This is a genomic window from Vibrio sp. R11-SG3-ISO9 (genome assembly GCF_059834255.1).
Window position 1 is genome coordinate 18,622 of sequence record NZ_JCBDGU010000002.1, and the last position, 19,800, is coordinate 38,421.

A 19,800-nucleotide genomic window follows, 5' to 3' on the forward strand; every position below is an offset into this window, starting at 1 on the left:
TTTTTTGATCTTGTCGTTTATCGCTAATGAGCACTTTTTAGCGAATCTATACGCTCGGTTAACTCTGGATGGGTGCTTAACCACGCAGGTATTTCAGCCTCATTTTCAGAGCTCTCTCGTAACAACTCAAACATCTCAATCATAGGCTGATTGGTGCCGTGTATCTGCCACATTGAATCCGACGCAAACCTATCCGCTTCTCGCTCTGCCTGCTGCGACTGACCATTATTGGCGACGAAAACCCCGACCCCAGCTAAGTTATCGATCACACCTGAGCTCTCACCTGTCAACATTGCGACAGAGAGTGAAAGCAAGCTAGAACGAACAATCGCTTTCATGACGTGTTGTTGCTCAATATGCCCCAACTCATGCATCAGGATACTATCCAATTGCTGCTCGGTTTCCGTTAGCGCTACCAAGTCATCAAGCACGATGATGGTACTGTGGCTCAAGGCAAAAGCATTCGCACCGAGCTCAGAGGAGCGAAACAGCAAACGGACGTCCTCATCAATACCGATCGCTACCAAATGACTTTCAAAACGCTGGCGAATCATAGTTTGCTGCGACAGTGTTAAGTTCGATGGCTCAAACAATTGCTCATCCAAAGAGACTAACACCCTATCCTCTACCATCTTTGAGGCTGAGTCAGGAAGGTAAGCAACGACTTTCTCTGTTAGCCAAGGAATGCCGTGAGTAAATGTTCCAATGGTCAGCGCCAGTATGACGATACAAGATAGCAGAATCGCCGTAACATTCTTCTCTAGCTTGCCCATCCAATCATGCTGACCATGCTGTTTTAAAAACGCCGTCAGTTCATCACTCGGTTGCGCCACAAACAGCAAGCCGTCAGGAAATGCGATCTTACTTGGCGTTGAGCCAACACCGACACTGATTTTCACATCAGAAACGTTGGCCGAACTGCGTTGATTGCAGGCATTAATCACCAACATACCGTCGAGCGATATCTCTAATGTTGCCTCACAGCGTTCAGAGCTGCGAGGCGGATGAGCGACACCAGATAACATTAGCCAATACCAAGATCGACATCAAAGGCTTGTGCAACCTCATCAGAAACCGCTGACTTCACATCAGAGTCTTGGTCAGTAGCGACCAGCAAATCAAGATCGCCGTAAACAGAGGTATTGTCTGCTAAATAGTTCATCGTTCTTACCATAACCCAAGGACGAGCAAGACCTAGCGTGACGACTTGCAGCAAGAAGTTAACCACAACCAAGCTAACGTAGCCTTTAACCGTCAGAGTCGAAGCGAAAGTAAACTTCGGCTCACTCTCAGCTTCACTAGATTGAAGAACCAGTTGCGAGAATGTGTAGTTTCGAACACGCACTTTCAGGTACGCGCCTACGGCTAGACCGATAGCAATGAAACCAAAATAGTAGCCAATCATGATAACGGCTAGATCGCTATGTCCCATGAGATCAAGGTACGATTCTGGGTTACTCATCAGATTAACACCCGCCATCATAAAGAAAGCTCCGACTAAAACCGCAGTGATAACAAGCCACGCTATCGTCGCGATCATATAGGTCTTGAAGTAAAACGCGTTTTTGTAATCTGCGCTAAATTGGCGCTCACCATAGCGGTAGCCATTCGAGAAGTAATTAGCCATACCAACCAAAGACCAAGCCTGCAGGTAGACATAAGCAGGCAAGAGTATAAGGATGGCTGCTACACCAGCAGTCATATTAAGACTCATGGTAAAGATCACGGCAGCCATAGCTGCAACAAAACCAAGCATGGCAAGCATGCCACGACCTAATATAGACCAGTACGCACCAGCAACCGTGCCGTGAAACGAAAAGTGCACATTACGGAAGCTCGTCATTGCCGCGTCAAAGCGTGCATTGCTGCGAGCGAGTAAAGGTAGCAGCAGAACAAAAGCCACGATTAACCCCAAAGAAAGCTCAGGAGAAAACTGTTCTGCAATCGACCACACTAAGACACAAACAAGCGCAATAGCACGGCCTTTGAGAATCTGCATTGGCTGTCCATGGTACTCGAAGCTATCACCAGCTATCGATGTATGACCGTAGAAATAGCGCTTATTACGTACTTTGGCCCACGCTGAATAAATTCCAAGCGTAATCACTGATAGCAGGATATTGACTATCCATATGCCAAAGTACTCTTTACCTTTGCCACTAAAGTGAACTTTAGTTTCTAACCCTTTGGTTTCCATTTTTTACTCCATCTGACGTTTATCATTAAACCATGTACATCTAAGTGCACATTGGGAGAGAGCACGCTATAGAAACACGCCATGCTGATCAATCAGCTGAATTAATAAATCAAAGGAAGCTATCATAATTTTTACAAATAATTACAATAAGTTAGATAAGGACTAATGAGGTATTTATCACTAATAAACGCATACTATTTTTAAGACACCTTTTGCTTGTTCTTCTTTGATAGTTTCTACCTATCAAAACAATATTAACTTCCCATTAGATTTAATGATAATTATTCTCAATAATAAACATATCGAAACACATCAACGATTGAGTATTTATCATGAAAAAGACACTAACCTTTGCAGCACTTCATTTTACTATCGCGTTTAGTGTCGCTTACGTTCTGACTGGCGACATTCTAATTGGTAGTTTAATTGCCATGATTGAGCCTTCAGTGAATACCGTCGCTTTCTATTTTCATGAAAAGGCGTGGGCTCAGGTTCCAGCGCTAAAAGCTCGTCAATGGATGACCAAATTAAAAACGGCTAGCTTTGCTACCATTCACTTCAGCGTCGCGTTTACCGTAGTCTACTTACTAACAGGTGATGCCTTTGTGGGCGGCGTGATGGCGATGTTAGAACCAACATTGAATACAGTCGCTTACTACTTTCATGAGAAAGTTTGGCAGCGTAAATCAGAGGTCAATGTTCCTCAGTTCTGTCACCACCAGCACGCTTAAAGTAGAGAGATATGTCTAAGGAAAAGTCGAGAGTCTACTGGTGAATAAATGGCCGCCCTTGACAAAGTTGCGTACCGCAATTAGTTTAATTGCGGTACGCAACTTTATTTTAAGGAACAAGTCATCATGAATGCTCGTCAACTAAGACATTATTCTCGCCAAGCTGTGCGTTTGCTGGGGATGCTTGATAAACAGTGTGGCGAGATTGCGCTCACTCCAGTACAGGCACATGCACTTGGAGAGATCCAACTGCAGCCACTGACCATCAATCAACTGGCACAACGACTGAATGTCGATAAATCTAATGCAAGTCGTACTGTGTCTGGGTTAGGTAAACTTGGACTCGTGACAGGTATTGAGAATCCTCGCGACAAGCGCAGCCAAAATATAGCGCTGACTTCTCATGGTGCGTCCACCCTCTCGCAACTCGATCAACAACAAGACAGTTTCTTCGATTCTCTACTAAAGACACTTAATGAGGACGAACAGCAACAGCTCAAGCAGGGCTTAGAGGCATACCTCAAAGGTCTAACAAAAGTCTGCCAAAAGAATGAATTTGTGCTTCGTCCGATGACAAAAGCCGACAACTCACAAGTCGCTGAGGTTATTCGACAGGTGTCGGCCGAGCATGGCTTAACTGCTGACAAAGGATATGGTGTTGGAGATCCAACTCTGGATGATATGTATTCGGTCTACGCCCAAGACAATGCCATGTATTGGGTCATCGAGTACCAAGGTAAGGTTGTTGGCGGTGGCGGTTTTGCGCCATTAGCAGGTAAGCCTGAAGTGTGTGAACTACAAAAGATGTATTTCTTAGAGCAGACGCGTGGGCAAGGGCTAGCCAAACGTATTGTTGCCCTGAGTCTTCAGCTAGCGAAACAACAAGGGTACAAGCAGATGTACCTAGAAACGACAGAGTGTTTGGGGGCAGCTATCAAGCTCTATGAGTCTTTAGGTTTTGAGCACTTAGACGGCGCTTGGGGAGAGACCGGCCATGACGCATGCGAAGTTGTTATGGCCAAAGCGCTTTAATATATGGGGTAACCAAGTTACCCCTATCGAGATTAACGCAGAAAGTTGCTCACACACGAAGCTGGGTTAAGAGCAACAAAAGAGCTCTCTTTCTGCCCATCAAGCTCAACCTCTAACTCATACAAGTGCTTAGGGTTGGGCTTATTGATGTCAAATATCACCGGCGCTTCAACCTGAAAAACCACACCGGTGTGTTCAGCCCGCACATCAATAGGCATCACTAATGTCATCCCATTGAATTTGATCGATGCAGACACTAACCCAGATTTGAGAGTCTGGTAAATCACATCGACCTTGAACTCACAACCACCACCGTGGTGCCAGATCTGCTCTGTAACCACCTGTTCTAGTTTGATATGGCGAACAAACTGCAAGTAAGGAGCCTGCCAAATCCCAATACGTGAATCAGATTTAGCAACAGGCGTTGTTGGAGCGACTTCTTCCATATCCTCTTCCAACAATAATCCTTCTTCTTCCTCAAGGAATAAGATTTCAAAGCGATTACGGCCAGCTTGCATATATGGGCGGATATCTTTGCGATACTCTTCTTGGCTACCATCACAATCGAACACGGCCACACCGTTAAGGCGAACCTCGGCAAAGTAATCAATGCCAGCCATCACTAGCTCAACGAAGGGACACGCTAACATTGCATCATCGACTTCGATATCGTGCATTAAGTGCCACTCTTGAGCCGCAATCTCTTCTTCACTTAGCGTGTCTGGGAGTTTTGCGCTCAGCGGTGCAGGGAAAGTAATGTCATCTTGGGGTATAGAGAGGTCAGTGAGTGGCGATATTTGCCAAAGACCATCAAGTTGCAGCCGCATATCATTCCTTGAGCTAGATCAATTTTGACCGCATTATAATGAATACACGCACATAAAGACATTGGTTTTTATATGGGCAAAAAAATACCAGCAACTAGGTGCTGGTATCTTTCAATTCAGTAACGAGATTACTCTTCGTCTTCATCATCTTGTGGGTAGATAGCATCTTCACCTTCGTAGTAAGTGCCCCAACCGTCGTAAATGATGTCAAATTTTTCCGCTAGATTAACCAGCTTCTCAACTTGCTCGTCAATCGCTTCTGCATTAAGAGCCGACTGCATAGTCGCGTCGCAGCAAAGCAGCTTGTTGCCGTCTTCGTCTTCTGTCTCTTCTGCTTCTAATACTTCAAAGCCCATCTTGAATGCTTCAACAACCGCTTTCTCAAGTACATCGAAATCTTCAGCAAATAGGTGATGCTCAATTTCGTAAAGTGCATCAGGATCGCTACCGTCTTCGATCAGTGCTGCAATGATATCGCGAGTCTCTTCCTTTTGAATCTCAATTAATTCTTCTACTGATAGATATTCATCTTCGTGAGACATGTTTCTGCTCCAGAGTGTTGACTATGAAAGGATCAAATTTGATTGCCACGAAATATGGCATGGATCGCGCAGAAAAGCCACCTAGATCATCGGGCAACAGCAAACTTTATCCCTTATTAAAGACACTCAAACAGAGCCAAAAGTAAAATCGCAATCACAGAAACAAATATTCAACATATTATTAACCAAAAGCACTTTTAGCATTTCATTTCATCAGCTCATCAGGTTGTACTTGATTCGAAATGCCTGATTAATCACTGTGAATGCATACATACAATTTGTGTGACTTGCATAAGATCTCGCTCTATTCAATTAAAGTGCATATTAGTGAATAAAAAATCACTTTACCGATGTTTTTAATTTCTATTTCCTAGATGAATAGCAGCATAGAAACGCAGAAATCGATGATTTGTTTCCAAGCGGGTAAAATAGTCAAAAAATAACAAATGTGAACATATAGTAGGATTTTCATCCAAATTTAATCAAATAACCTATTTTTTCTATCTTTCACTGGGCTTGCATAATGCGATCAAGCTTGTCATAAATAGACGCTGGATTAAAAGTAAGGATGCAAAATGAGTAAGCTGTACGTTGGCTCCGAAGTCGGTCAATTAAGACGAGTTCTATTAAATCGACCAGAAAGAGCACTCACCCACCTCACCCCTTCAAACTGTCACGAACTTCTTTTTGATGATGTACTAGCAGTAGAAGCTGCGGGTGAAGAGCACGATGCCTTCGCATCAACACTTCGTAACCAAGGTGTCGAGGTGTTATTGCTGCACGACCTATTGGTCGAAACACTGGATGTTTCTGAAGCTCGTGAGTGGCTACTCAATACCCAAATATCAGATTTCCGCTACGGCCCAACCTTTGCGCGCGACCTAAGAAACTACTTAGCACAAATGGATAACGAACACCTCGCCACTATCTTGCTTGGCGGTTTGGCTTATTCAGAACTGCCAATTGCTTCATCGTCGATGCTGCCAAAGATGCACCGTCCATTGGACTTTGTGATTGAGCCGTTACCAAACCACCTATTTACCCGCGACACCTCTTGCTGGGTATATGGTGGTGTGTCGCTCAACCCAATGATGAAACCAGCGCGTCAGCGTGAAACTAACCATCTGCGTGCTATCTACCGTTGGCACCCAGTGTTCGCGGGCCAAGATTTCATTAAGTACTTTGGCGACGAAGACCTTCACTACGACAATGCCAATATTGAAGGCGGTGACGTATTAGTGATTGGTAAAGGCGCGGTTCTTATCGGTATCTCCGAGCGAACTAAGCCACAAGGTGTAGAAAACCTTGCTGCGAGCCTATTCAAGTCAGGCCAAGCAAAAGAAGTTATCGCGATCGATCTGCCTAAACACCGTTCGTGCATGCACTTAGATACCGTAATGACACACATGGATATTGATACCTTCTCTGTATACCCAGAGATCGTTCGCAAAGATCTTGATACATGGCGCCTCACGCCAAAAGAGAATGGTGAGATGCGTGTTGAGAAAGCGGATAACTACTTGTCAGCAATCGAAGGCGCGCTAGGTCTGGATCAACTGAAGATCATCACGACAGGTGGTGACAACTATGAAGCGGAGCGTGAGCAGTGGAACGACGCGAACAACGTTCTAACAGTAAAACCAGGCACAGTGATTGGCTACGAACGCAACGTTTATACTAATGAGAAGTATGACAAAGCCGGTATCGAGGTTCTGACAATTCCTGGTAATGAATTAGGTCGTGGACGTGGTGGGGCTCGTTGTATGAGTTGCCCAATCGAGCGTGACGGCATCTAATTTCAACCTCCTCCCTTCCCTTCTTAAAAGGTCAGCCAATATGTGCTGGCCTTTTTTATCAAATTAATAAAATAAATATTCACAAATATAGCATTTTTATGTTTAACTAAAGCCTTCATTGATTCTATTTGCTCAAGGAGCGAGATATGGCTTTTAATCTTCGCAATCGTAACTTTCTAAAATTGCTCGACTTTACTCCAAAAGAGATTCAATTCTTACTGGATCTGTCAGCAGATCTAAAGAAAGCTAAGTATGCAGGTACTGAACAGAAAAAACTGCTCGGTAAAAACATCGCACTGATCTTTGAAAAAGCCTCTACTCGTACTCGATGTGCCTTTGAAGTTGCCGCGTTTGATCAAGGAGCTCAAGTCTCTTACATCGGGCCATCTGGCTCCCAGATTGGTCAAAAGGAATCAATGAAAGACACGGCTCGAGTACTGGGTCGTATGTACGACGGCATTGAATATCGTGGCTTTGGTCAGAGTATTGTTGAAGACTTAGGTGCCTACGCAGGTGTTCCCGTTTGGAATGGCCTTACTGACGAATTCCACCCAACTCAGATCTTAGCTGACTTCCTGACCATGCTAGAACATGGTCGCGGAAAACAACTGCACCAAATCAGCTTTGCTTACTTAGGTGATGCACGCAACAACATGGGTAACTCGCTACTAGTTGGCGCAGCAAAGATGGGTATGGATATTCGCCTCGTGGCTCCGAAAGCTTTTTGGCCTGAAGAACAACTGGTTGAAGAGTGCCAAGCCATCGCACAAACAACAGGCGCGAAAATAACCTTAACGGAAGACGTAACTGAAGGCGTAAAAGGTTGTGACTACTTATACACTGATGTATGGGTCTCTATGGGTGAGTCACCTGAAGCTTGGGATGAGCGTGTTGCAGTTATGAAACCTTACCAAGTTAATATGGATGTAATTAAGCTTACTGGAAACCCACAAGTGAAGTTTATGCACTGCCTGCCAGCTTTCCATAATAACGAGACCGTGATTGGCCAGCAGGTCGCTGATAAGTACGGTATGAATGGACTGGAAGTGACCGACGAAGTCTTTGAGTCAGATTACTCTATTGTCTTTGATGAAGCTGAGAACCGCATGCACACCATCAAAGCGGTGATGGTTGCTACGCTTGGATAGGCCATTAATCTCATAACAATAAAAGGTTGATGTAATCGCTTGCGCTCACAAATTGAAAGCGTATAATTCTCGGCAATTTGTCTGAGAGTAGTGAAAATGACACCTATCAATATTATGACATCGTTGAATATTGCGCGTAAGCTGGCTGGCTTACAAGGTCGTCTATTCTGCTCAGAAACCTCTTTTTAAAGCCTCCCATTATGGGGGGCTTTTTTATGGTCATTACATTATTGTGGGGAAGAAGATCATGGCGAACTCGCTCTATCAAAAGCACATCATCTCAATTCCAGAGCTTTCTCGTGAAGAGCTAGAATTGATTGTTCAAACAGCTGGTCAGCTAAAAGCAGAACCGAATCCTGAGCTGATTAAAAACAAAGTTGTCGCGAGTTGTTTCTTTGAGCCTTCTACACGAACTCGCCTCTCTTTCGAAACGGCGATTCAACGTATCGGTGGCGACGTAATCGGTTTTGATAGCGGCGGTAACACCTCTCTAGCGAAGAAAGGTGAAACCCTAGCTGACTCTGTACAAGTTATCTCTTCTTACGTGGACGCTTATGTCATGCGCCACCCTCAAGAAGGTGCAGCACGACTGGCTTCTGAGTTCTCTAACGGTGTACCTGTGATTAACGCAGGTGACGGTGCTAACCAACACCCAACACAAACGCTTTTAGACCTATTCTCTATCGCTGAAACGCAAGGCCGTCTTGATAACCTTAACGTCGCGTTCGTCGGCGACCTAAAGTATGGCCGTACCGTTCACTCTCTGACTCAAGCTTTAGCTAAGTTCAATAACATCCGTTTCTACTTCATCGCTCCTGAAGCTCTAGCCATGCCAGACTACATCTGTGAAGAGTTAGACGAGGCTGGCATTGAGTATCAACTTCTAACTGATATGGACTCTGTGATTCCAGAACTGGATGTACTCTACATGACGCGTGTGCAGAAAGAGCGTTTCGATGAGTCTGAATATGCGCATATTAAGTCGGCTTACATCCTAACGGCTGCGCTGCTAGAAGGTGCAAGAGAAAACCTTAAGGTTCTTCACCCACTGCCACGCGTCGATGAAATCACTATCGACGTCGATAAAACGCCACACGCTTACTACTTCCAGCAAGCTGAGAATGGTGTTTACGCACGTGAAGCACTACTAGCCCTTGTTCTTAACGAAACGCTGTAATTGGAGAAATATCATGTCTAAAGGAACTCAGTTAAAAGTTGAAGCGATCAAAAACGGCACGGTAATCGACCATATTCCAGCAAACGTGGGTATCAAGGTATTAAAGCTCTTTGATCTGCATAACTCTCACCAGCGCGTAACTATCGGCCTTAACCTTCCCTCTTCTGCACTAGGTGGCAAAGACCTACTGAAGATTGAGAATGTGTTCGTGACAGAAGAGCAAGCGAACAAGCTAGCCCTTTACGCGCCGCACGCAACCGTGAACCAGATTGAAGAGTACGAAGTAGTAAAGAAGCTAGCTCTAGAGCTGCCAGACCAGATCAACGATGTATTTGAATGCCCGAATACCAACTGCATTACTCACAATGAGCCAGTCGAAAGCAGCTTTAAGATCTTTGAAAAGAATGACGATATTCGCCTGAAGTGCAAATACTGTGAAAAGGTTTTCTCTCGCGAGATCGTTACTGAGAGATAACATCTCCTTGTAGTACGTAAAGAATATGAAAACTATGAAATACCTCGCCTGTGCGGGGTATTTTATTCTTTACCTAATGCCGCTTTGAAGGCACACTGAATTTCGCTTTTTATCTAATAAAATGATGGAACCTATAATGACTAAAGTACTTCACACAGAATCAGCTCCAGCAGCAATCGGCCCATATGTACAAGGCGTTGACCTAGGCAACATGGTACTGACTTCAGGTCAGATCCCAGTAAACCCAGCTACTGGTGAAGTGTCTTCTGACATCGCAGAACAAGCTCGTCAATCTCTTGAAAACGTTAAAGCCGTTGTTGAAGCGTCTGGCCTAACAGTAAAAGACATTGTTAAGCTAACTGTATTCGTTAAAGACCTTAACGACTTCGGCACAGTAAACGAAGTTTACGGTAAGTTCTTCGATGAGCACGACGTAGCAAACTACCCTGCACGTTCATGTGTTGAAGTAGCACGTCTTCCTAAAGATGTTGGTATCGAAATCGAAGCTATCGCAGTTCGCAAATAGTCTCGCTCAGATACAAAAAAGGTTGCCACTGCGGCAACCTTTTTTAATATCTGAAAAACGCTAAAGCGATTGGTATTACTTGCTGTTCAGAGCTTTTACTTCTTCATCAAGCTCTGCCAGTTTTGCTTTCATCTGTTCGCGGCACTCATTCGCTAGCTCACGAACATTTGATTTATCAAAGCCTTCAACGCTAACTGGTGGTAGCATCTCTACGATAACGTGACCGTTATTCCAGCGGTTCAGTTTGATTCCACCCGTCGAGCTACATACGATTGGGATAATTGGTAAGCCAGCACCAATTGCTGCGTGGAATGCACCGGTTTTAAACGGCAATAGACCACGACCACGAGAGCGAGTTCCTTCAGGGAACATCCACACCGAAACATCACTGCCTTTTAGATTATCAACCACTTGATCAATCGTACCAACGGCTTTACTGCGGTTAGCGCGGTCAATCAGGATGTTGCCCGTTAGCCAGTAAAGCTGACCAAACAGTGGCATCCAAGCTAGGCTCTTCTTACCAACAGTAACCACTTTCGGTGTTACCGCCGAAGAAACTGTGAATAGGTCCCAGTTATTTTGGTGGTTAGCAATGTAGACGTGTTGACCACGAGAGTACGCGTCCTCTGGAATACGTAAGTCCAGAGTGATACCGAAGATCTTTGACATGCGGCCAAAGTAGCGACCGAAAGTGAATACGTGCTTTGGATTACGTGGGCTTAACAAGCAGTAACCACAACCAAACACAAACATGAAAATCGCAAATATTGCTACAGCGAAAATACGTAATATTGCTATCATTTTGTTCCTCAACAACCGCTTAACTAGGTCTGTTTTTATTACGCATGATGGTAACAGAGTCGCAAGCGGCAAAATACAATAAAAAAGCCGAAACCAAAGTTTCGACTTTCTTTTTTATTATCTCGTCATACGTCGTGGTATCGAGGCTTAGCTCGATTCACGAAAACGCGTGATGTTAGCGCCCAGTGCCGACAACTTATCTTCAATCTTATCGTAGCCACGATCGATGTGATAAATACGGTCAACAATGGTTTCACCTTGAGCGATACAGCCAGCAATCACTAAGCTTGCTGATGCACGTAGGTCCGTTGCCATCACTTGTGCACCACTCAGTTTTTCAGTCTCACCACAGATCGCAGTATTACCTTCAATCTCAGCTTTTGCGCCCATACGCTGTAGTTCAGGGATGTGCATGAAACGGTTTTCGAAAATCGTTTCAGTGATCACGCCACTGCCCTTCGCCATCATGTTTAGCAGCGTAAACTGAGCCTGCATATCAGTCGGGAAGCCTGGGTGTGGTGCTGTTACGATCTTAACCGCTTTCAGTTCACGGTCAGTCATATCAAGACTGATCCAATCTTCACCGGTTTCAATCTTAGCACCCGCCTCTTCAAGCTTAGCAAGAGCCGCTTCAAGTAGATGTGCGCTAGTATTGCGACAAACCACTTTACCGCCCGATACAGCAGCTGCCACTAGGAAAGTGCCAGTCTCGATACGGTCAGCAACTACAGCATGCTTACCGCCACCTAGACGCTCAACACCTTCAATGGTGATGGTGTCTGTACCAGCACCAGAAATCTTCGCGCCTAGCTTGTTTAGGAATTCAGCAGTATCGACAATCTCAGGTTCACGTGCTGAGTTATCGAGTACTGTTGTACCTTCTGCCAATGTTGCTGCACACATAATGGTGATGGTTGCGCCAACGCTAACCTTATCCATTACGATGTGAGCACCTTTTAGGCGACCATCAACATTCGCTTTCACATAGCCGTCTTCTAGAGTGATTGTTGCACCTAGCTGCTCTAGACCGTGAATGTGAAGATCCACCGGACGAGCACCAATCGCACAACCACCAGGCAGTGAAACTTGGCCTTGACCAAAACGTGCCACTAGTGGACCCAAAGCCCAAATTGAAGCACGCATTGTTTTTACTAGATCGTACGGTGCGCAAAACTCGTTAATTTCGCTACCATCGACATGTACGCTCCCGTTACGTGACACTTTTGCACCTAGGCGCTTAAGCAGCTCCATCGTCGTATCGATATCACGTAGGTGAGGAACATTACTTACTTCAACTGGCTCTTCCGCCAGAATTGAAGCAAACAAAATAGGTAGTGCAGCATTTTTTGCACCAGAGATCGTCACTTCACCGTTTAACGGCTGATCCGATCCAATAACTCGAAACTTTTCCATCATAAACCTTAAAGTGACATCAGTTTCTTATCACGTTCCCACTCTTCTGGCGTGTATGCCTTAATAGAAAGAGCATGGATGTCATTGCGTTGAATGTATTCCATTAGTGGGCCGTAGATCAGCTGCTGCTTCTTAACGCGGTTCATGCCGTCAAAACATGCGTCCACTGCAACAACTTCGTAATGGCTGCCTTCGCCCTTCACGATAATCTCTTGAAGGTTAAGTGCCTCTGCTAATAATTCTTGTACTTTTGTGCTGTCCACAAATAGCTCCTGCCTAATCTTTTAAGTGTTCTGCCATCATTGGCTGGATATTGCTCAATTGGAACAACGTTCGTAATTGTTCTGGCACGAAACTGAGCATTATATGACAGTTTTGATTTTTTGCATGCTCTATTAAGTGAATTAGCATCACCATTCCTGATGAATCGATGCGCTCAACCGTGTTGAGGTTCACTTGCACGCGAGATTCTGTCGTTTTCCATGCCTGCAATGTGCGCCAAATTGCAGGCACGCTGTCGCGGTCTAAATCACCACTCAGCTGAAACTCGACGGAGCTAAGCTCGCTCCATTGCGTTTGACTCATTTCTTCGAGCTCTCAAAACGAATAGGTTGTGCCGCTAGCTGATCTAATTCTTTAGCAACGGATAGAATTCCTTGTTGGCGAATCTTAGTGTTCCATTCTGACTGCTTACTTGAGAGTAGACTAATTCCCTCAGCGACCATATCAAAGGCTTTCCACTCACCAGTTTTCTTATCTTTGCGTAGCTTGAATTCAAGCTTGATGTTCGGTCTTGGCGAATCAATGATGTCGACCTTGATGCTAGTAATACGGCTGTCAGGTTTGATCTTCGGCTCTGGGCCAAACTGAATGGTTTGATCCGTGTATTGCGTTAGTACCTGAGCGTAAGAAGAAACGAGATATTTACGAAACGCACCAATGAAAACACGCACGTCATCTTTCTTGGCACCTTTCAGGTTTGGACCCAATAGTTTCAGCGCTGCGTATTGTGCGTTGACATAAGGCATCAGCTCTTCTTCAACAATCACCTTCAACAACTCAGGGTCTTGTTTGATGTTCTCTTGCTCCGCCTTCAAACGGTTAAATGCCACCTCAGAAACCTGAGCCATCATTTGATAAGGTTGTGTACGGTCGATGCTCTCTTCTGCCACAACATTGGTCGCAAAGATCATAGCTACGACCATCATAAACATTCTTTTTAACATGAATCTATTCCTCAGTTGTCGCTTCATCAGAGCCGCCAACGCTGTAAAGCACTTGGCCAATCAGATCTTCTAATACTAATGCAGATTTGGTGTCTTCGATAACATCACCATCAACCAGCATCTCTTCATCTTCAAAGACAAAGCCTGGTACAAGGCTAATGTACTGCTCACCAATCAAACCTGATGTCAAAATCTGTGCACTTGACGTTTCAGAGAACTGATCATATTTCGCATCAATCGATAACTCGACGACAGGCAGATAGCTTTCTGCATCTAGCTGAATGCTGTTTACACGACCAACAACAACCCCACCCACTTTAACAGGAGAGCGCACTTTCAAGCTGCCGATATTATCAAACGTCGCTTTCAGTGTGTAAGTATGGTTGGAACCTAGCCCTTTCACGTCAGCGACTTGAAAGATCATGATTAAGATTGCGCAAATTCCCGCGATAACAAAGCTACCGACCCATAATTCTAATTTTCGAGTTTGTTGCATGATTAATTCCCGAACATCAATGCTGTAAGAACAAAATCTAGCCCTAATACTGCTAGAGAAGAGTGCACCACGGTGCGCGTGGTTGCACGGCTAATACCTTCCGAGGTTGGTATTGCGTCATAACCATTAAACAGAGCAATCCAAGTCACGGTAATCGCAAACACCATGCATTTGATCATGCTGTTGCCAATATCTCGACCTAGCTCTACTGAAGATTGCATTGCCGACCAGAAGCTGCCGTGGTCGATGCCTTTCCAATCCACACCAACCAGTTGACCGCCCCAAATACCGACTGCCATAAAAATCATGGCCAACAGTGGCATTGAAATAAGACCAGCCCAAAGTCGCGGTGCGATAACGCGTTTTAGAGGATCAACTGCCATCATTTCAAGGCTGGAGATCTGCTCGGTCGCCTTCATCAAGCCAATCTCAGCCGTTAACGCAGAGCCTGCTCGCCCTGCAAAAAGTAGAGCTGTCACCACTGGTCCTAATTCACGTAGCAGTGACAGCGCGACCATCTGGCCAAGGTTACCTTCCGCACCATAATCAATCAGTACCACATAGCCTTGTAGGCTAAGTACCATACCGATAAACAGTCCAGAAACGACGATGATCGCCAGCGACTGAACCCCTACGCTATATAACTGCTTCACCAACAGCGGGAAGTTTTTTAAGCGCGGAATACCAAAGAAAGCGCCCCACAACATTAAGCTTGCACGACCAAATGCTTCGCACATAGCTAATGTTCGGCGACCGACTCCAGCGATATAATTTACAAACATCTAGAATAGATCCTTCTCTAAGCTTTGAGCTGGGAAACGAAACGGCACAGGGCCATCTGCTTCACCATTTAAGAACTGCTGCACTCGTGGATCTTCATTTTGTCGCAGCTCTTCAGGTGTCCCTTTCGCAATAATTTTGCCATCAGCGAGTAAGTAAACCCAATCGGCAATGCTCATTACCTCTGGAACATCGTGTGAAACCACAATTGAGGTGAGGCCCAGCGCTTGGTTAAGATTACGAATCAGCTCAACCAAAACCCCCATGGTGATAGGGTCCTGCCCCACAAAGGGTTCATCGTACATAATAAGGTCGGGATCGAGAGCGATTGCTCGCGCCAAAGCCGCACGCCTTGCCATACCACCGGACAGTTCACTCGGCATCAACTGTGCTGCGCCACGCAGTCCAACGGCCTCAAGTTTAAGCAGCACAATGGTACGAATCAGCGACTCATCCAGTTCAGTGTGCTCACGCAGCGGAAAGGCAACGTTATCGAAGACATTGAGATCAGTAAAAAGTGCCCCGGACTGGAACAACATGCTCATTTTTTTACGAGCTTGGTAGAGCTTACGGCGCGACAAACTAGGAATGTTGTCGCCATCAAACCAAATTTCACCTTGATCTGGAGGGAGCTGACCACCAATTAAGCGCAGCAAGGTCGTTTTACCGATCCCTGATGGTCCCATGATGGCTGTCACTTTTCCTTGAGGAACTTCGAGATCGATATTATCGAAGATCACTCGTTCCCCTCGAGAAAAGCTGAGGTTCTTAACTTTCACAAGCTCATTCTTTAGCATGCTTTTGTTATTTCCTTGCTCTAAAAAACGCCAATAATTGTGCCCATGATAAGTAGTCTGAATGAGAATTAAAAGCACTGTTCGATTAATTGTAGCAAATCGAAACATCGAGCAGGGAATTGAAAGTATTAAGAAATATCCCTACAAATGCACTTTCTTTACAACTTAGTCAGAATTAATTGAATCCGTGACTTCCCTTTTATCTAGCAACACGTCAAAATTAGCGGTTAATTGTCCATTTTTTATTAATTTTTAGGAATCATCATGCTTGAAGCGATTGCGTTTCTTATTATCGGCCTAGGTTTTTTGGTGTGGAGTGCAGATAAACTGGTTTACGGTGCTGCGGCATTGGCTCGCAACTTCGGAATCTCTCCCCTAGTTATCGGTATGACGATTCTTGCAATGGGTTCTTCAGCCCCTGAAATGATGGTTTCTGCAACCGCAGCACTTGACGGAAAAACTGATACTGCCGTAGGTAACGTGCTTGGCTCAAACATCGCCAACATCGCGCTGATTTTAGGTATTACTGCGCTTATCAAGCCGCTTTCTATTAGTTCTGCAGTGATCCGCCGTGAACTGCCGTTAATGATAGGTGTCACTCTATTAGCTGGTGCACTTCTGTGGGATAGCTACCTTGGCTTCTACGAAGGTATTCTTCTATTTGTACTGTTTGCTGCGTTCTTGTTTGCAATGCTGCAGATTAGCCGTCGTGAAAAAACCAACGGCGATGCCTTTATCGAAGAGCAAGAGTCTGAGATTCCTGAAGGTGTTAGCAACATCAAAGCCGCAATGTGGGTGGTTGTTGGTCTGATTGTTTTGCCTATCTCAGCGGATATGTTGGTGAACAACGCCGTCGTTATTGCGAAATACTTCGGTATGAGTGACCTTGTTATCGGTCTAACCATTATCGCTGTGGGTACGAGTCTTCCTGAATTGGCCGCTTCACTTGCAGGCGTAATGAAGGGTGAAGATGATATGGCTGTTGGCAACATCATCGGCTCTAACGTATTCAACATCCTTGCGGTTATGGGTATCCCTGGCATCCTAAACCCTTCTATTCTAAGCGAGTTCGCAATGGGTCGTGACTTCTGGGTCATGCTCGGTGTTTCTCTGCTATTGGTTGTTATGGCGCTTGGCAAATCACGCAGCGTCAACCGTATTGAAGGTGGCGCACTTGTGGTCTGCTTCTTGGCATACCAAGGCTACCTGCTGATGAACATGTCAGCGTAATCACAAACCAAGTATTCCTTTTATAAGACTCTGGAGTATCTGATGTCTCAGTCATTCGATTACCGTAGTGTTGCTAAACAAGTATTAGAGATTGAGGTTGCTGGCCTCAATCAACTAGACCAGTACTTTAATGAAGACTTCTGTCGCGCTTGTGATCTCATCCTCAACAACCAAGGCAAAGTGGTTGTGATGGGCATGGGTAAATCTGGCCACATCGGCAATAAGATTGCTGCAACACTGGCGAGCACTGGCACCTCTGCGTTTTTTGTTCACCCAGGTGAAGCCGCACATGGTGATTTAGGTATGGTTGAACCGGGCGACATCGTGCTTGCGATCTCTAACTCCGGTGAATCAGATGAAATTCTTAGCCTATTCCCAGTGCTAAAGCGCCTGAACATCAAGATCATCAGTATGACTGGCAAGCCAAAGTCAAACATGGCGACCCTGTCAGATATCCATCTTCAAATTACCGTACCAGAAGAAGCGTGCCCACTTGGCCTTGCACCAACCAGCAGTACAACAGCGACTCTTGTTATGGGTGATGCACTGGCTGTCGCTCTGCTGCAAGCTCGTGGCTTTACAGCGGAAGATTTTGCTCTGTCACACCCAGGTGGTGCGCTTGGCAGACAACTACTATTGAAGCTTGAAGATATTATGCATACCGGTGATGCACTACCTATGGTATCTCCGAATGCTCTAGTCCGTGATGCCCTGCTTGAGATCTCTCAGAAAGGCTTAGGCATGACTGCTGTTGTTGATGACCAAGGCAAAATGCTCGGTATCTTCACCGATGGGGATTTACGCAGAATCCTCGACAAACGCATCGATATTCACACTACTCAGATTGGCGATGTGATGACTCAAAACCCAACTGTGGCTGATCCAAACATGTTGGCAGTCGAAGGCCTTAACTTAATGCAAGAAAAAAGCATCAACGGGTTAATGCTTTGCCAAGATGGTGCGCTTGTTGGTGCGCTAAATATGCACGACCTACTGAAAGCAGGAGTAATGTAATGACTCAGACAGTATCAACACTTTATGGCTCAGTAGATGCGGACGTTTTTCAGATCGCGAAAGAGATAAAGCTGCTAATCTGTGATGTAGATGGTGTGTTTTCTGATGGCCTTGTTTACATGGGTAACCAAGGTGAAGAGCTTAAAACCTTTCATACCCGCGACGGCTACGGTGTTAAATCTCTAATGAATGCAGGGATTGAAATCGCCATCATTACCGGGCGCCAATCACAAATTGTCGAAAACCGCATGACAGCTCTCGGTATTAAGCTGATCTATCAAGGTCAAGACGACAAGGTTAAAGCTTATCAAGATATCTGCGATAAACTGAATATAGCTCCAGAACATACTGGCTACATCGGCGATGACCTGATTGACTGGCCAGTGATGGAAAAAGTGGCATTGAAAGTGTGTGTCGCGGATGGACACCCACTACTGGTTCAACGAGCAAACTACGTTACCAATATCAAGGGTGGTCATGGCGCGGTACGTGAAGTCTGTGACCTTATTTTACAAGCAAGGGATGAGCTAGACGTGCACAAAGGTCTAAGCATATGAGTTTAACTCGTATTATCTATTTAATTCTGTTGTTTATTGCTTCTTGGTCAGCTTATTACCTGTATGACAAAGAGCAAAGCACCGCAATTCAGGTTGCTCCTAACCTGGAATTGCCTGTATTCAGCGGAAGAAATCTAGATAATATCAGCTACGACCAAGCAGGCATTCGTAGCTATCAAATAGAATCAAGTCATCTAGAACACTACTCCAAAAGTGGCGATACCATTTTTGAAAACCCGGTGCTCTCGGTATTTCGTGATGGCCACACAATCGAGTGGCAGATGACCGCAAGGCGTGCGGTACTCGACGACGACCAAACGTTGACACTTTATGATAATGTAATAGTGAAAAACCTATTACCAGAAGCCAGCTTCGACAACATGACTATGGATAAGTTGGTTGTTGAGCTCACTAGCCGAGACTTTCATTCCGAAAGTACAGTTCGTCTGATCGGCCCATTATTTGAAACTGAGGGACAAGCTATGAAGGGCAACTTCGATAGCAACACTGCAACCCTCTTTGAAACTGTTCAAGGTAGATATGAAACTCTTACACCTTAGTTTACTTGCTTTCACGTTTGCAGCGCCAAACGCCCTTGCTCTGTCATCAGATACGGAGCAGCCTGTTTACATCGATTCAGACAGCCAACAGCTCGATATGAAGAGCAACAAGGTTACGTTTGAAGGCGATGTGAAACTTAAGCAAGGCAGCATTAATATTAACGCTGACAAAATCATCGTTACGCGTAATGCAAGCAGCGGTGAAATCGAGGCGATTCAAGGTTTTGGTAAACCAGCGCTTTTTTCACAGCTTACTGACGATGGTAAAACGCTAAGCGGACAGGCGTTTGAGCTGAATTATCAGCTGAGTACAGACAAGCTGATCATGACCAAAGAGGCACAACTGTCTCAAGACGGTAACCTAATTCGTGGTTCTAAGATCACCTATCAGATCTCTTCACAAAAACTGGTTGCTGACAGCGATAAAAACGAGCGTGTTTCAACCGTTCTTCAACCAGCACAAGTGAACAAATAA

Annotated in this window: 24 protein-coding genes; 12 read left to right on the plus strand and 12 right to left on the minus strand. The window is 45.1% G+C overall.

The window, feature by feature from the left end; translation table 11 throughout:
• Nucleotides 1–23: 23 nt before the first annotated feature.
• Nucleotides 24–1,025 carry a M48 family metallopeptidase gene (locus AC6R05_RS00130; RefSeq protein ID WP_500646223.1) on the minus strand — a complete coding sequence of 334 codons (1,002 nt, stop codon included), beginning with the start codon at nucleotides 1,023–1,025 and terminating at the stop codon, nucleotides 24–26.
• A complete protein-coding gene (locus AC6R05_RS00135) occupies nucleotides 1,025–2,197 on the minus strand; it encodes a YjgN family protein (protein ID WP_152469334.1) in 1,173 nt (390 codons plus the stop codon). The genes AC6R05_RS00130 and AC6R05_RS00135 overlap by 1 nt, the downstream gene beginning before the upstream one ends.
• Nucleotides 2,198–2,529: 332 nt before the next feature.
• On the opposite strand from AC6R05_RS00135, the gene AC6R05_RS00140 reads away from it, so the two are divergent.
• Both AC6R05_RS00140 and AC6R05_RS00145 read left to right on the plus strand, forming a co-directional pair.
• Entirely contained in the window at nucleotides 2,530–2,928 is a 399-nt protein-coding gene (locus tag AC6R05_RS00140; protein ID WP_150893351.1) for a DUF2061 domain-containing protein, read from the plus strand.
• A gap of 126 nt (nucleotides 2,929–3,054) precedes the next feature.
• The gene (locus AC6R05_RS00145; protein ID WP_500646224.1) at nucleotides 3,055–3,960 is read left to right on the plus strand and encodes a bifunctional helix-turn-helix transcriptional regulator/GNAT family N-acetyltransferase; all 906 of its coding nucleotides are present in this window, start codon (nucleotides 3,055–3,057) and stop codon (nucleotides 3,958–3,960) included.
• A 32-nt stretch (nucleotides 3,961–3,992) separates the two neighbouring features.
• Here the strand turns inward: AC6R05_RS00145 and AC6R05_RS00150 are convergent, their stop codons facing one another.
• Complete coding sequence (locus AC6R05_RS00150) at nucleotides 3,993–4,787, minus strand: glycosyl hydrolase 2 galactose-binding domain-containing protein (RefSeq protein ID WP_500646225.1); 795 nt, start codon at nucleotides 4,785–4,787, stop codon at nucleotides 3,993–3,995.
• Between the two features lie 128 nt (nucleotides 4,788–4,915).
• The gene (gene rraB, locus AC6R05_RS00155) at nucleotides 4,916–5,329 is read right to left on the minus strand and encodes a ribonuclease E inhibitor RraB (protein WP_032553248.1); all 414 of its coding nucleotides are present in this window, start codon (nucleotides 5,327–5,329) and stop codon (nucleotides 4,916–4,918) included.
• Between the two features lie 575 nt (nucleotides 5,330–5,904).
• On the opposite strand from rraB, the gene arcA reads away from it, so the two are divergent.
• From arcA to AC6R05_RS00180, 5 genes are all read left to right on the plus strand, one after another.
• On the plus strand, nucleotides 5,905–7,125 hold the full coding sequence (gene arcA / locus AC6R05_RS00160) for an arginine deiminase (RefSeq protein WP_032553249.1): 1,221 nt from the start codon (nucleotides 5,905–5,907) through the stop codon (nucleotides 7,123–7,125).
• Between the two features lie 146 nt (nucleotides 7,126–7,271).
• Nucleotides 7,272–8,273, plus strand: coding sequence for an ornithine carbamoyltransferase (locus AC6R05_RS00165; RefSeq protein WP_285466054.1), 1,002 nt, complete (start codon nucleotides 7,272–7,274; stop codon nucleotides 8,271–8,273).
• Between the two features lie 247 nt (nucleotides 8,274–8,520).
• The gene (gene pyrB, locus AC6R05_RS00170; RefSeq protein ID WP_150893343.1) at nucleotides 8,521–9,450 is read left to right on the plus strand and encodes an aspartate carbamoyltransferase; all 930 of its coding nucleotides are present in this window, start codon (nucleotides 8,521–8,523) and stop codon (nucleotides 9,448–9,450) included.
• Nucleotides 9,451–9,463: 13 nt separating this feature from the next.
• Nucleotides 9,464–9,925: an aspartate carbamoyltransferase regulatory subunit gene (gene pyrI, locus AC6R05_RS00175; protein WP_032553254.1), complete on the plus strand. Its 462-nt coding sequence runs from the start codon at nucleotides 9,464–9,466 to the stop codon at nucleotides 9,923–9,925.
• A 136-nt stretch (nucleotides 9,926–10,061) separates the two neighbouring features.
• Entirely contained in the window at nucleotides 10,062–10,451 is a 390-nt protein-coding gene (locus AC6R05_RS00180; RefSeq protein WP_032553255.1) for a RidA family protein, read from the plus strand.
• Nucleotides 10,452–10,526: 75 nt separating this feature from the next.
• Here AC6R05_RS00180 and AC6R05_RS00185 read toward each other — a convergent pair whose 3' ends face one another.
• From AC6R05_RS00185 to mlaF, 8 genes are all read right to left on the minus strand, one after another.
• Nucleotides 10,527–11,252 carry a 1-acylglycerol-3-phosphate O-acyltransferase gene (locus AC6R05_RS00185; protein ID WP_032553256.1) on the minus strand — a complete coding sequence of 242 codons (726 nt, stop codon included), beginning with the start codon at nucleotides 11,250–11,252 and terminating at the stop codon, nucleotides 10,527–10,529.
• Nucleotides 11,253–11,399: 147 nt separating this feature from the next.
• Nucleotides 11,400–12,665: a UDP-N-acetylglucosamine 1-carboxyvinyltransferase gene (gene murA, locus AC6R05_RS00190; RefSeq protein WP_032553257.1), complete on the minus strand. Its 1,266-nt coding sequence runs from the start codon at nucleotides 12,663–12,665 to the stop codon at nucleotides 11,400–11,402.
• Nucleotides 12,666–12,673: 8 nt separating this feature from the next.
• Nucleotides 12,674–12,928: a BolA family iron metabolism protein IbaG gene (gene ibaG / locus AC6R05_RS00195; RefSeq protein ID WP_032553259.1), complete on the minus strand. Its 255-nt coding sequence runs from the start codon at nucleotides 12,926–12,928 to the stop codon at nucleotides 12,674–12,676.
• A 13-nt stretch (nucleotides 12,929–12,941) separates the two neighbouring features.
• A complete protein-coding gene (locus tag AC6R05_RS00200) occupies nucleotides 12,942–13,250 on the minus strand; it encodes an STAS domain-containing protein (protein WP_032553260.1) in 309 nt (102 codons plus the stop codon).
• Nucleotides 13,247–13,879, minus strand: a complete 633-nt coding sequence (locus AC6R05_RS00205) for an ABC transporter substrate-binding protein (protein ID WP_500646251.1) — start codon at nucleotides 13,877–13,879, stop codon at nucleotides 13,247–13,249. Before AC6R05_RS00205 ends, AC6R05_RS00200 begins: the two co-directional genes overlap by 4 nt.
• A 16-nt stretch (nucleotides 13,880–13,895) precedes the next feature.
• Nucleotides 13,896–14,387 carry an outer membrane lipid asymmetry maintenance protein MlaD gene (mlaD, locus tag AC6R05_RS00210; RefSeq protein WP_150893337.1) on the minus strand — a complete coding sequence of 164 codons (492 nt, stop codon included), beginning with the start codon at nucleotides 14,385–14,387 and terminating at the stop codon, nucleotides 13,896–13,898.
• A 2-nt stretch (nucleotides 14,388–14,389) separates the two neighbouring features.
• A complete protein-coding gene (gene mlaE, locus AC6R05_RS00215; RefSeq protein WP_032553263.1) occupies nucleotides 14,390–15,169 on the minus strand; it encodes a lipid asymmetry maintenance ABC transporter permease subunit MlaE in 780 nt (259 codons plus the stop codon).
• Nucleotides 15,170–15,964, minus strand: a complete 795-nt coding sequence (mlaF, locus tag AC6R05_RS00220) for a phospholipid ABC transporter ATP-binding protein MlaF (protein ID WP_150893334.1) — start codon at nucleotides 15,962–15,964, stop codon at nucleotides 15,170–15,172. It abuts the gene before it with no gap.
• A 264-nt stretch (nucleotides 15,965–16,228) separates the two neighbouring features.
• Here mlaF and AC6R05_RS00225 point away from each other — a divergent pair, with 264 nt between their 5' ends.
• From AC6R05_RS00225 to lptA, 5 genes are read left to right on the plus strand one after another with little or no spacing between them, the layout of a single operon-like run.
• Complete coding sequence (locus AC6R05_RS00225) at nucleotides 16,229–17,194, plus strand: calcium/sodium antiporter (RefSeq protein WP_500646226.1); 966 nt, start codon at nucleotides 16,229–16,231, stop codon at nucleotides 17,192–17,194.
• A 42-nt stretch (nucleotides 17,195–17,236) separates the two neighbouring features.
• Nucleotides 17,237–18,208: an arabinose-5-phosphate isomerase KdsD gene (kdsD, locus tag AC6R05_RS00230; protein WP_285466065.1), complete on the plus strand. Its 972-nt coding sequence runs from the start codon at nucleotides 17,237–17,239 to the stop codon at nucleotides 18,206–18,208.
• Nucleotides 18,208–18,765 (plus strand): 3-deoxy-manno-octulosonate-8-phosphatase KdsC, encoded by a 558-nt coding sequence (gene kdsC, locus AC6R05_RS00235; protein ID WP_150869337.1) that lies wholly within the window; start codon nucleotides 18,208–18,210, stop codon nucleotides 18,763–18,765. Before kdsD ends, kdsC begins: the two co-directional genes overlap by 1 nt.
• Entirely contained in the window at nucleotides 18,762–19,325 is a 564-nt protein-coding gene (gene lptC, locus AC6R05_RS00240) for an LPS export ABC transporter periplasmic protein LptC (protein WP_032553268.1), read from the plus strand. The genes kdsC and lptC overlap by 4 nt, the downstream gene beginning before the upstream one ends.
• Complete coding sequence (lptA, locus tag AC6R05_RS00245; RefSeq protein ID WP_500646227.1) at nucleotides 19,306–19,800, plus strand: lipopolysaccharide transport periplasmic protein LptA; 495 nt, start codon at nucleotides 19,306–19,308, stop codon at nucleotides 19,798–19,800. Before lptC ends, lptA begins: the two co-directional genes overlap by 20 nt.